The 12,533-nt window shown below is 41.8% G+C and carries 9 protein-coding genes; 3 read left to right on the forward strand and 6 right to left on the reverse strand.

Going from position 1 to position 12,533, the window contains the following annotated elements:
- Nucleotides 1-41: 41 nt before the first annotated feature.
- Together CDG79_RS11640 and CDG79_RS11645 are read right to left on the reverse strand one after the other, a co-directional pair.
- A complete protein-coding gene (locus CDG79_RS11640; protein WP_094342279.1) occupies nt 42-605 on the reverse strand; it encodes a DUF11 domain-containing protein in 564 nt (187 codons plus the stop codon).
- 155 nt (nt 606-760) lie between these two features.
- Nucleotides 761-3,301: a beta strand repeat-containing protein gene (locus CDG79_RS11645; protein ID WP_094342280.1), complete on the reverse strand. Its 2,541-nt coding sequence runs from the start codon at nt 3,299-3,301 to the stop codon at nt 761-763.
- A gap of 831 nt (nt 3,302-4,132) precedes the next feature.
- Here CDG79_RS11645 and thrC point away from each other — a divergent pair.
- Both thrC and CDG79_RS11660 read left to right on the forward strand, forming a co-directional pair.
- Complete coding sequence (gene thrC / locus CDG79_RS11655) at nt 4,133-5,443, forward strand: threonine synthase (protein ID WP_094342282.1); 1,311 nt, start codon at nt 4,133-4,135, stop codon at nt 5,441-5,443.
- 87 nt (nt 5,444-5,530) lie between these two features.
- Complete coding sequence (locus tag CDG79_RS11660; RefSeq protein WP_094342283.1) at nt 5,531-5,806, forward strand: ubiquitin-like small modifier protein 1; 276 nt, start codon at nt 5,531-5,533, stop codon at nt 5,804-5,806.
- A gap of 87 nt (nt 5,807-5,893) precedes the next feature.
- On the opposite strand, the gene CDG79_RS44790 is transcribed toward CDG79_RS11660, so the two are convergent.
- The 3 genes from CDG79_RS44790 to CDG79_RS11670 form a co-directional block, all read right to left on the reverse strand.
- Nucleotides 5,894-6,022, reverse strand: a complete 129-nt coding sequence (locus tag CDG79_RS44790) for a hypothetical protein (protein WP_262985793.1) — start codon at nt 6,020-6,022, stop codon at nt 5,894-5,896.
- 45 nt (nt 6,023-6,067) lie between these two features.
- The gene (locus tag CDG79_RS11665) at nt 6,068-6,421 is read right to left on the reverse strand and encodes a hypothetical protein (RefSeq protein ID WP_094342284.1); all 354 of its coding nucleotides are present in this window, start codon (nt 6,419-6,421) and stop codon (nt 6,068-6,070) included.
- Between the two features lie 1,207 nt (nt 6,422-7,628).
- Nucleotides 7,629-9,284, reverse strand: a complete 1,656-nt coding sequence (locus CDG79_RS11670; protein ID WP_094342285.1) for an iron uptake porin — start codon at nt 9,282-9,284, stop codon at nt 7,629-7,631.
- A gap of 293 nt (nt 9,285-9,577) precedes the next feature.
- On the opposite strand from CDG79_RS11670, the gene CDG79_RS11675 reads away from it, so the two are divergent.
- Nucleotides 9,578-11,938 carry a hypothetical protein gene (locus CDG79_RS11675; RefSeq protein ID WP_189524965.1) on the forward strand — a complete coding sequence of 787 codons (2,361 nt, stop codon included), beginning with the start codon at nt 9,578-9,580 and terminating at the stop codon, nt 11,936-11,938.
- Between the two features lie 114 nt (nt 11,939-12,052).
- Here the strand turns inward: CDG79_RS11675 and CDG79_RS11680 are convergent, their stop codons facing one another.
- Nucleotides 12,053-12,250: a hypothetical protein gene (locus tag CDG79_RS11680; RefSeq protein ID WP_094330682.1), complete on the reverse strand. Its 198-nt coding sequence runs from the start codon at nt 12,248-12,250 to the stop codon at nt 12,053-12,055.
- Nucleotides 12,251-12,533: the final 283 nt, after the last annotated feature.

Raw genomic sequence — 12,533 nt, forward strand, 5'->3', positions numbered from 1 at the left:
AATTAGCGTTCCCAGAAAATCTTCCCCAATCCCCAACCCAATTAGCGCACTTGGGTTTGATAAGTCGCTGATACCGTTGTCTTAGCTGCAAGTAACGGAATCTGCAAACGGATATGGGTGTAAGCAATGGCTGGTGCTGGTTTGGTTTCCACTTTGCCGCCAGGAACAGTAACTTTCACAGTGGGATTTTCAACAAAGCTGTGTCCACCATCAATGCTGTAAATAACTTTGGCATTATTGGGGACATTTGCAGATTTCAGCACGTAGACCATTCCTTTAGGAATAGGTTGATTGAGAATCAAATTCTTCACTGAGCGATCGCTCTTATTTTCGCCACTCAAGGTATATCGCAACACATCCCCTGGACGCACTACAGCTTGACCTTTCAAAGGTTCCCATTTCTGGCTTTGCTTACCCTGCCGATCTTGGGCTACCACTTGCTTTTCTACTTCTAAACGCAGTTGTATTTGCCCTTGAGTTTTGATATTCTGAGCAACAGCACTGTCTGAGTGCCATCCATTTGCGATTCCTGGAATTTGACCGATAAATGGAACTGTAGCAATGAGAGCAAACGCTCCTAAACCTGCAAGAGAAACACGCTTCATACAAATAACCTCAAAAACTTTCAGAATGCTGATTGTCGACTTATCTTTCCCTGCTTTTGCCAAGAAATAGTCACTCTCCTATTTGCTTGCTGTTTAAGGGTTGGGGAGTGAGGTAAACTAATTGCAGCGATCGCTTATTCCCCATTCCCAACGAATTAGTTCACCTTGCGTTGGAAGGTAAATGTTCTTTGAATACCCGGTGCGATCGCGCCAGTTACACTATCTACATACTTGGTAATATCTGCGTTTACTGTAGTTCCGGTTTGGTCGATGCCAGAGGTATTAGCTGGATTACCACTGAAGAACTGGATAGTTGCAGTTCCAGAATCCTTAGCTGAACCAACAATGTTGCTAGTATCAATTTGACCACTAGCATCGTTGTCTAGTGCCCAGTTGTTGGGGCTTTGCGTACCATCTTCAATAATCACAACTTTGTTGGCATTCAAAATCACGTTACCGGTTCCAGATTGAGGATCGGAAATATTTGTGTACTGAATTTGATACTCAATAATATTTCCCGGTGCAGGCTTTTTCGGATCGATACTGAATGTACCGTCATTCCCCTGAACTACAGGCCCAGTTCCTTGTAAGACTCGTGACTTTTTCAGCAGTTTCAAGAAACCAGTGTAAACGCGATCGATAGTAATGTTGGATGAATCAAAGATATTATCGTTCCCACTATCCTTGATTCCGTCAGCGTTGGTATCCGTTGTGTAGTTGTCAATAGAAGCAGTGATGGGTACTGGGAAGCCTCTGTTAATATCAGTAGATAACTGCGTGCCTGGAGGTAAATCAACTTCCACACCGTAGTTGATACTTGTACCAGGAGCAACGTTGGGGATTGTAATTGCTGTACCAGTTGTGCTGAAAACTCCATTATTGTAGGTATAGACAGCAGACTGACTATTATAGGTAATAGTTACCTTCGTACCATTTGGCAAATCTCCTATAGTTGCTGGTGGCGTTGGTTCTATCTTCAATAAGCCTGCATCAGTACCACTATTCTTAATTGTGTTTGTGAAACCAACTGATTGAGGATCGAGTGTACTACCAGGTGCTGTACCAGCAGGAACGAGAGAAGATTTGTTCGTGAAGTCATCGTTGGTCAGACCTGATGGCCCAGTGGCATCCGGGGCATTCAGCGGCCCGTTGAGTAATGCTGAAGCAACAGGTGCTTGCACTGTGAAGACGTTCGCCTCACCACCAGTACCAGTACCACTGTTGTTATTACCCGTGTCAGTTCCAGTTTCTGGAGATGTTGGAGTATTAATATAGCCATCATCAACACTAGCAGGTGGTAAAGTATCGGGAATACCATCATTATTGGTATCAGTACCCGCAGGAGGTGTCATACTACCTGGGGAACCGTCGTAGTTACTGGGATTTTGGTCGCCTGATTCGTCGTACACTGGAAAATTGTTGGTAGGTGTTTGACCAAATAATTGAGCGATATTAGCGACGGTTAAGGGTGAAGTTGCAGTTGATTTAACAGCTAGCTGAATTGAGAAGCCATTTACCGTTGTACCAGGAGCAATGGAAGTAATAGTCGCTGGATTATTGATAAAACCAACGCGAGTAACTGAGGCCAGAGAGGCTGGTGCTGTCGTAGTCCAACTAGCTGTATTAGCATTAGTTGTAACTGGGCTAGTAGTATAAACAGTTTGCCAACCAGGAGGTGCAGTTGGTGCTACTGCCAAATTTGTACCCGCAGGAATCGCATCGGAAACTAAAATATAGTTGCCAGCAACACCATTCACATTGATGCTTGTACCTGTCAAAGCTGCTGGCGTAATTCCCTGCCCTGTGGGATCGTTAGACTCAACGCGCAAACTCAAATCATAAGTCAGCTTGTCATCTGTAATCGCAGTTGTCCCACCATTGTTATAGCCACTGCGAACCTTAAGAATGGTAGCTAAAGCATAAGTCTTCAGCGTTAAACCAACCTTAATTTGCTCAGTGGCGCTAGCTTCCCGTGTACCGTTAACTGGTGCGCCAGTTACCTCACCAGTAACACTACCATCGGGATTATCTACGGTGAACACGTCACCACCATCAGGACTCCGCAGTTGGTTTTGAGCATCACCAGGGGTATTACCAAGGGTAACGGTGATTATGTCGTTGGTTTGAGCGCCATTCTGGACAGTAACCGGTACACGCACCAATACAGTACCACCAACTGGAACCGAGGGTGTGTCTACGCCGCCTTGCGGGATGTTTGTCCACGTTTGACCGCCGTCGGTGCTATATTGCAGGCTATTAGCTGTACCACCATTTGGTAGTGTGCCAGAAACTGTACCCGGCCCAGTTGTTGTCGCTTGGTTAGGAATGTGGAATTTGGTCGGGTCGTTACCTACGTTAGTCAGATTGTAGGTGTAGATTAGTAGGTCGCCAACCTGAACTGTTGTATTAGTAGGGCTAGTAGTGGCATCTGTTACACCAGATGCTGTAACGGTAATACCAGCAACCTCTGCTACGGTGACAACTACAGTGTTAGAAGTGGCATTAATTGTTGTCCCTGGACTGTTAGGATCTTCGTAGGTCGCTGTCGCGGTGTTACTGATAGATGTACCCGCAGTAGTTCCATCAGCTAATACAGGTGCAACAAATTGGAAAAAGCTACCAGTTAATAATGCTGTTGCTACTAGAGATTGGTAGAGCTGACGCTGCTTGGTGATAGATTTATTTCGATTTACCATAAAAGTTGTTTATTTCTTTGCTTTTAATCTTGGGTTTTGAGACAGTAAAAAGTTCGACAATTCTTTAAAGAATTACCGACTACATCTCCCCGAAAAATTAAGGTTTCGGGGAGCGTATATTTGACCTGTTAAATTATTGACACTCCTTAAAAACTACATTGCAGCAATAAGCAGAAATAATTTGCCTACTTGTTTTCCGCTTAATGTTTGAGGCTCAAGGCTAATAATCGCAAATATGTGTAATTTGTTACTATGTTTTTTTCTGGAATCTAAATGTAAATAGCAATGTAGCTTTTACAGCAAAAAAAATCTTCCGTATAAATAAGTAACTTCTCTGGCGCTGCATCAGTGCAATCGAAGCTGAAAAATTAACTTCATTTTGGCAACACACATAGCAATTTTTGGGTTTTGATCGGGGTATTAAAAATACTAAAACTTATATCTGAAAATGCTTTTGAGTCTTTGCTGCCATATATGCATACAACCCTGTGGAGTCATTTAGATAAAAAAATAGAAGGTTAACTAACCGATCTAAATCGCTTAAATGGGATGGTTCTTTATTTGGATGCAAATTAATCATAATAAAATGCAATTTACTCATACAATCAGTCAGTGTTAAGACTGAGGAATTAAAGCTATTGTCATTTTTTGCAACATCGCGTTTATAAGTGTAAATACCAAATAAAAGAATTGCTTGTATCAAAGGTTTACAAGAATCATTCCTTTGAATACCAAACATACCCGACAATTTTTATCGGGTATGTTTGACTGGTATTTTTGCTCGTGTTAGTATCAGGCGACAGCCGACAGACAAACAGGGAAAGCTAGTTTATGACTCAGGCAATCAAAACCCAAAACCTAACCCAAACCAGCACTGCCTACTTTCAAGCCTTAAAGTGTAAGGAATGTGGTGCGGAATATGAACTCAAAGCCAGTAATGTTTGTGAGTCATGTTTTGGCCCCTTAGAAGTCAAGTATGACTACAGCGCCCTGCGTCTGACTGTCACTCGTGAAACAATTCAAGCTGGGCCCAATTCAATTTGGCGCTACCGTCCCTTTTTGCCTGTCGCAACTGACAATGTTATAGATGTGGGAACGGGTATGACTCCCTTGGTTCGTTCCCACCGTCTTGCCCGTCGCCTGGGTCTAAATAAGCTTTATATAAAAAATGATGCCGTTAATATGCCCACCTTAAGCTTTAAGGATCGGGTGGTGTCAGTCGCTCTATCAAGGGCGCGAGAGTTGGGTTTCACTACTGTTTCTTGCGCTAGCACTGGTAACTTGGCAAATTCTACAGCTGCGATCGCAGCTCACGCCGGTTTAGATTGCTGTGTGTTCATCCCCGCAGATTTAGAAGCCGGTAAAATTATCGGTAGTCTGATCTACAGTCCCACGCTGATGGCCGTCAAGGGCAACTACGATCAAGTCAATCGTCTTTGTTCGGAAGTTGCTAATACACATGGCTGGGGTTTTGTCAATATTAACCTGCGTCCTTACTACTCTGAAGGTTCCAAGACGCTAGGTTTTGAAGTTGCGGAACAACTAGGCTGGGAATTACCCGATCATGTGGTTGCTCCTTTAGCTTCTGGTTCGCTATTTACCAAAATTTATAAAGGGTTCCAAGAATTTATCGAAGTTGGTTTAGTAGAAAACAAGAGCGTCCGTTTCAGTGGCGCTCAAGCTGAGGGTTGTTCGCCCATCGCTCAAGCCTTCAAAGAAGGACGCGACTTTATAAAGCCAGTGAAACCGAATACAATTGCGAAATCGCTAGCGATCGGCAATCCCGCAGACGGCATTTATGCTGTAGAGTTAGCCCAGAAAACTGGTGGTAATATTGAATCAGTCAATGATGCAGAAATTATTGATGGCATCAAGTTGCTGGCAGAAACCGAAGGCATCTTCACAGAAACGGCTGGTGGTACAACCGTGGCCGTGCTGAAAAAACTGGTAGAAGCTGGCAAAATTGATCCAGATGAAACTACCGTGATTTACATCACCGGCAATGGTTTGAAAACCCAAGAAGCAATCCAAGGCTACGTTGGAGAACCCTTGACTATTGATGCTAAACTTGATAGTTTTGAACGCGCCCTAGAGCGATCGCGGACTCTGGATCGCTTGGAATGGCAACAAGTCCTCGTTTAGTTATGAGTTATGAGTTATGAGTTTTTTATTCATAACTCCTAACTCTTAATTGTATTCTTCACTTTTGACTCCTCATTTTATACTTCTATGGCTGTAACAGTTTTAGTTCCTACAACTCTTCAGAATTTGACTAATAATCAAGCTAGTCTAGAATCCAACGGTAGCACCATTGCTGAGTTGTTGGATTCCTTAGAACAAAGCTTTCCTGGTATTAAATCCAGGTTATGCGATGAAGAAGGCAAGCTACGTCGGTTTGTAAATTTTTACGTCGATAGCGAAGATATTCGCTATTTAGATGGTATTAACACAGCCTTAAAAGATGGCGATGAAGTAAGTATTGTTCCTGCTGTTGCTGGTGGTTAATAGAGAGAACAGTAAATAAAATAGAAGCCTGACTAGACAAACCTGTGATAGATTACCTTGTTCCCAGTCTTAGACTGGGAATGGCTATTATAGGCTGCTGCTTCCCTTAATCGCGGTAGCATTTCGCAAGGAAGATTGGCGTTGCTGAATCATGGGATGATTTCGCCCAATTTGTAACGAATTTTCAATGGTTTCAACCAGAAACTCATCCCGCATTTATGCAATGCCGGAAGATTTAGTGTAGATACTTGAATGAGCTAACTATGCAGCAATTATTTGAGCAAGTCTTTGTTGCCAAGACTCATTGTTATCAATAGTTAAGATAATCCGCTTATAGGATTCATCTCGCAATTGAATAGTTAAATAATTTGTCTCTCGATTCACATACCAAAACTCTTTACCTCGGTTAGTGTAATAAGTTCCAGCCTTAACCACTCCAGGAATAAAGCTACCAGGGGCACGCAATTCTCGCCAATTGCTTTGGGGTTCGGTTGTTGTAACTTGTTCAATATGGGCTAGTGATATTTGCCAAAGTTTATTCAAGCGAACAGCTAGCAGTTGCTCTTTACAGGTAAATTCTATCTGCAATTTGTCATCAACTATACTTAGGTTCATGATGAACTTCGTTGTCAGTAATTTTTTATATCTAGAGAAATCATAAGTATATCCAATTGAATAGTGCGATGTCTACAATGGGCTATGACGCTCGAATACTCGCTAACGCTTCGCTATCGGGGTCGCAGCTTTTTTATATCCCGAATTGGCACGCCCTATGTGACATTGATTAATAATATAAAACCATATAAAAGCATGTTTTTGTTAGGGTTCATCATTATAAGTAGTTAGGCATAATTAAATATAAGATGTCACTGCGAAGCAATCGTAATGCTTCGCAATGACGGAACATATTATATTTATTCACGCCCATCTACTTACCCTTTAAGCAACTATTAATTTATACTGAGAGTAAAATTTATAGCTTATAAAAATACCCAATTACAGAGAAATTAATATTCGTGTTTTATTGGTAAGTATTTGGCAATTTGGCAGATTGTGATTAAAGGATTTTGATATATTGCAGAAATTACCAAGATGTTTTTACTTATTATACAGAAGACGGGCTAACCCCCGTCTTTTTTATTGCTGATTTTTTGGCATCACATTACAATTAACATGTGATGTATTAGCGGAAATACAAATAATATGAGCTAGTGCGTTACGAACTTCGTTCTAACACACCCTACAATACCTAATTTCAATACCTAATTTTGTTCAAAAATCAAATATGAGTCCTATATTACAGCACTTCCGGCGGCTATGAGGTACATCCTCAAAGCTGAAAGCTATGATAGGAGAGGGGTAAGAGGAAAACTGTATTGCATAATAGCCGGAAGCGCTGTATTTGTTAGCCTTACAACCTATTAAGTTTTATTTTTGATAGTTTTTTGCAGAGTCCAAGGTGAATTGCCACTTTCAAGCTATTTGGACGGGATAAATCATCCCGTCTTTTATTTTGCTTGCTGGAAAAATCACCTTACAGCAAGTTTTCCTTTTTAGGTATTCGATTATACTCTAAAAATAGACCATCAGGTTTGAGGATATTTGCACACATCCTATAGGAAGATGCCCTATGAATATAATAATGAGTAAATTAATTCGGGATGTTGTTATGCACTGGATTTATATAGAGGTTTGGTTCACCGCCAAACCTTTTTTTATATCTCCATAACTTACGCAAAAATCACCAAAAAGCTTAATTTCTCGACTGGTCATCCTACCTGAAAAATGCTGTCAGTCCTATGATGTCTATCTGCAAACAAAATTAAAAACTAAAAGCACTCCGCAGAATGCCAATGGTAACTGAGTCATTATCTGGTGTATTACCAGGTTGCAATAGATGAATTATTCCTGGTGTAATGCTGATGTTATCTGTTAGCTGGAAACGATAAAATGCCTCAATTTGAGTGGTTGTCCCTGGTTGTCCACCTGCACGTCCTAAGCCGGTATTAATAAAATCAGGGACATTATTTCCTACAGGTAGGTCGCTACTGGTGATTTTAGGAGGTTGACCGACATAAATTCCGCCTAAATTTCCTTTCTTCAATAAATCAGGGAAATTCAGAAACACCATATAATTCGTCGTCTCCACATTTCCTGATTGCCCAGGAATATAAGATTTAGTATAACCACCCCATGCACCTGCGCTCAGATGAGGAGAAACTTGCCAAGTTATAGTCGCACCTACGGCGTTGGTTTGTAATGGTGCTGATTTCCCGGTAGTTGTATTAACCGCAGTTAAGCATTCATCACCAACAAAGGTTAGTAAACAACCATCTGAAGAGTAATTGTTAACGTAATACAAACTTAAATCGAGAGTATCGGTTGGTGTCAGCAGCAATTGCACACCTGTAGTTCTGGTTCCATCAAATAAACCGCTACCTTTAGCGGGGTTTCCTGGTTGATAAGCAGTATAAATTGCCTGCAAACTAGCGCGTTTAGCAAATTGCCAATCAATAGCTATACCGCCATGACCGTATCCCATATTTAAAATTGGGTTTCTTTGGGCAAAATAAGATAATGGCCCTGTTGCAGCACTTTCTACTCGATTTGGGCCTCGGAAAGCAGCCGGCATACTTACACCTTCTGTTCCCACCATCACTGCTAATTTATCTGTCACTAGCCAATGAAAATTAAGGTCACTTACAATCAAGCTCTCTGTAGGAAATTCGTAGCCAAGTAAAACATCATTCCGAGAAACACTATTGGTAAATCTTGGCGCACTAGTACCTCTACCAGCTAAAAGACCTGTAAACAAGTAACTACTAGGAGTGATTTGACTAGTTAAATATAGTTGCGCCAAGGAGATAACATCAGTGTTTGTTCCTGCATCATTTGTATCTTTTTGTCCATCTCTAGGATTAACATCACCACGATTGTTAGTGCGTCCTTGAATGCCGACTATTAGTAGTCCACTGAGTTTGGTTGTTGTTGAGAATTGGTTAGCTTCAATTTCGCCAGTTCTGGCTTCTAGACTATCGACACGACCCCGCAAAGTTGCTAATTCCGGGGCAAATTCTGACTGCAATTTTTGTAATATTGCTAAATCTTCGCGGGTGACTAAATCGCTGGTGGCTGTAGTGATTAACTCGTTGACTCTATCTAAACAAGCATTTATCCCGGCGGCAAATTCATAGCGAGTTAAGGCGCGATTACCGCGATAGCTACTATCTGGATAGCCAGCTATACAACCATAGCGTTCCACCAAAGACTGTAATGCTTGGAATGCCCAATCGTTGGGTTGTACGTCCTTGAGTTGAGAAACCGATGTCACTTGCGCCATCGGATTTATTGGGGAGAGGGGAGGAGAATTTAAATCTGTACTCTCCTGCGCTTGAGTAGTTAATGTGTCTGTGTACTCTTGTGCTAGTACTTTTTGTGCAGCGCCATTTACTCCCGCAATTAGTAACCATGCGAGCATCCAGGTTTTGCGATAACTGCGGCTAATAAGTCTACCTTTCAACTTTTTACACTCTTCACATACTCAAGTGAAGAGTGTATTCGCTGTTGTCTAACATTCACATGGGAAAATTTACGTATTTTGTCGAAAATGAGACTTAAATCTTTCTGGGCAACTTCTGAAAGGACGAGTATAACAGGGTATTGGGGACTGGGGACTAGGTACTGGGGACTGGTTGGTGACTAGGAGAGAGTTTTCTCAATCCCTAATCCCTAATTCCCAATATCTAATCCCCAATCTCCAATCCTCAATCTATGGCAAATCGTCCACGCAAGCCGATACCAAAAACCTCGAAACAAAATAAACCTCATGCAGGTGTGATGAAACGCATCGCTAAAAAACCCCAGAAAAAGCTAAAAGGGGGAAGTTGGTTGTCGTCAATGCTAGCGATCGCAATTCTGTTGAGTAGTGCTAGTCTAGTTATGGCTTTTGCCTGGATTAGTGTTCTCTTCATCTTCAATCCAGACCAGGTAAGCTGGCTAAATAAAATTTTACCTGCATGGGCCCAAATCCCTCTTGGTAAGCACGAACGCCCCAAAACCCTCAAACAAATTCAACTCGATTTGGGTCAAAAAAACCAAATCTTTGGGGAAAATCTACCTCTACGTCAGGATGCGAAAGACTCTTTTTTACTGCCAGTTTGGCAGCAGCGTGCTAATTGTCAATCTGATTGTAAAAAGCTTGTGGAACTCAGGGTTTACGAGCGCTCAAAAGAGTTAGAGTTTAAATCTCAGTCAGAAAATTACTACTACCTAACGACTCAATTATCTGTAACTGGGCCAGAAGAATCCTTTGTGATTTCTCCCTCACTTGATGGAACATTAGAACTGCAAGATATCAGCGTTCCCTTACCTTTCACTGAAGTGCAACGGTTTGACGGTGGGACACCATCACCAGGGGTTTGGTTTAATTTAAGGGGTAAACGCCAACAAGGAACTGGTGCGATTGCTTACGGTAACATTGTATATTACAATCCAGAACGCACCAATTTAATACAAATGTTGTCTTGGACAAGTCCCAACGGACAATTACCCAAATGGCAACAGGTAACTGGTGATGCGACAAAAGAGTTAGTTGTTGATGAAACAGTAGGTTTAGAACCGCATTTACAGGTTTACCAAGTCAAGCCTGTGAAGTTATTACTCAAACCAATTGAATTGGAGGCGATTAGCCTCAAATCACCAGCCCTCAAGGATTCTGCATACCAAAATGCCCTAGGAATTGCCCGTAGTGGACTGTGGACACCAGCCTTTGAATGGTTGAAATTCATCAAGAAACAGCACAAAGGAGTTTTTCCACAGGCGGCGCAAGCGCAAATGGATTTGATTCGTTTGCATTCCCAACTTACTAAAATCCAAGCCCAGAAAAAATGGGCAAGTCCTAGTCAAGAAGTACTAGCAAACTTGATTGATGGTCGCTGGGAGAAAGCTTTACAGGTGTTTGAAGCGTCACCACATAATGTCCAAGAAATTGCTACTCTACTGAAAGCGGATAAGAACCGATTATGGAATCGCACTGCTGCGGCGTTGCGGGTGAACCCAAATAGACTAGAGGTGCAAGCTTGGTTTGCGCTGACTTTAGCTGTTCAGCAGGGAGAAGAACATGCTAATTCCTGGTTAAAAGCGCAACCAAAAATTACAAAAGATAATCTTGCCTATATTCAAGGTCTGTTAGCAAGACTCAATGGTGAGGATGCAAAATCGCAAATATCCTCTACTCACCCTAGTGAAATTGTCGGTACAGTGCAACCAATTACTCAAGTTACTAGCACCGAGTGGCTGCAACCCAATTCTCCAGCAGACTTGAAACTCACGGATAACCAAGTTTGGTATCAGGTAGAGGTAAGTGCATTCAATGACGGTAAAAGTTGGCTAAATTCCCCCTTTGAGAATTTGAACCCACCTAAAACTGATACTGCCAAATTTTTCTGGAAAACTTTGGGAATCACTTCTGACCCGGAAATCCAGATTATAGTCTGGTTGCCAAATGGAGAACAAAAAATTACTATCGCGGCTATAAAAGCGGTACAACTACAGGGTAAAGTTTTGCGCCTATTAGCTGTGGGGCCAAAAATTCCAGAGAATCAAAACGATGTTATCCAACCCAAACCTTTAGCCTTGACAAATGCAGCACTGGAATGGATACAACCATCTCCCATCACCCTACAAGAACTGTATCAACAAAATCCCCAAGGGGTGAAGGTAATATTATCGAGTCTGTGGAAATCTTTACAGCAATCTGGTGAAGTTCCGGGTGGTGCTATTCCTAGCTTTGAGCAGATGCAGCAAAAGTTGGGTGATTGGCCTGTTCAAGTGATTGATTTAACAAATAACGCTCAACCAGAAATCATACTGACTATTTCAGCAGCAGCAATCGCATCTTTGAATCAGTCTCCACCGGAAATTCAGGGGGGAAATACAGAGCAACACCGTGACCGGACTATAATTTTGTCCGATCGCAATCAAGTCATTTACACTGATTTTACAGGAAATGATTTACAAAGACTCTCTGCGATCGCCAGGCTTTCAGACGTGCAATCCTTAGCTTTGCTAGTAGAAAATGCTCATAACTACAGTTTGAGGCGCTGGTCAGAGAAAAATCAGCGCTTTGAATAGCACGCCCCTTACTCAAATTTAAATTAAAGAGGCACTGGCGACGCCGATAGGGAAGCGTTAGCGAGTATTCGAGCGTCATAGCCCGTCGTAGACATCGCTATTTCCAAAACTGACTTATTCTTTTTGGCTAGTCTCTGTGTCGGCTAAACGTTGGTGCTTCAAGTTTTCCAACTGCTGCAACAGAGAGTCTACTTCTGCTTGTAAATGCATAAATTTAGCTTGCTGATCGTCTTGATAATAAGACTTGGTTAGCTTACTGACCCAGTTAGCCTGGGATTCGCGATCGGAAACACTAGATAAACAAGTAGGCATCGTTAATTAAATCCACAATTTAATTCACACCATTAGAAATAATATAATAATGCTCTTTTAAGCTTTATTAAAATATTGTGTATTTTCAATCAATTACTCTAATGGGTTTTCGGTTCAATCATAAGAGACGGTGAACAGAATGGCTGTGTTCCAAAGAAAGGGACTTCCAAAAAATAAAATATACAGTAGGGTGTGTTAGGCGAAAGCCGTAACGCACCGAGATATCTGGCGGTGCGTTACGCTGTCGCTAACGCACCCTACAAAATTGGATATTTTTTTAATT

The sequence above is a fragment of the Nostoc sp. 'Peltigera membranacea cyanobiont' 232 genome (assembly GCF_002245985.1).
GTDB lineage: Bacteria > Cyanobacteriota > Cyanobacteriia > Cyanobacteriales > Nostocaceae > Nostoc.

Coding starts and splice junctions, on each gene's coding strand:
- CDG79_RS11640 (WP_094342279.1), bottom strand. CDS start 605: ATGAAGCGTGTTTCTCTTGCAGGTTTAGGAGCGTTTGCTCTCATTGCT.
- CDG79_RS11645 (WP_094342280.1), bottom strand. CDS start 3,301: ATGGTAAATCGAAATAAATCTATCACCAAGCAGCGTCAGCTCTACCAA.
- thrC (WP_094342282.1), top strand. CDS start 4,133: ATGACTCAGGCAATCAAAACCCAAAACCTAACCCAAACCAGCACTGCC.
- CDG79_RS11660 (WP_094342283.1), top strand. CDS start 5,531: ATGGCTGTAACAGTTTTAGTTCCTACAACTCTTCAGAATTTGACTAAT.
- CDG79_RS44790 (WP_262985793.1), bottom strand. CDS start 6,022: ATGCGGGATGAGTTTCTGGTTGAAACCATTGAAAATTCGTTACAAATT.
- CDG79_RS11665 (WP_094342284.1), bottom strand. CDS start 6,421: ATGAACCTAAGTATAGTTGATGACAAATTGCAGATAGAATTTACCTGT.
- CDG79_RS11670 (WP_094342285.1), bottom strand. CDS start 9,284: ATGCTCGCATGGTTACTAATTGCGGGAGTAAATGGCGCTGCACAAAAA.
- CDG79_RS11675 (WP_189524965.1), top strand. CDS start 9,578: ATGGCAAATCGTCCACGCAAGCCGATACCAAAAACCTCGAAACAAAAT.
- CDG79_RS11680 (WP_094330682.1), bottom strand. CDS start 12,250: ATGCCTACTTGTTTATCTAGTGTTTCCGATCGCGAATCCCAGGCTAAC.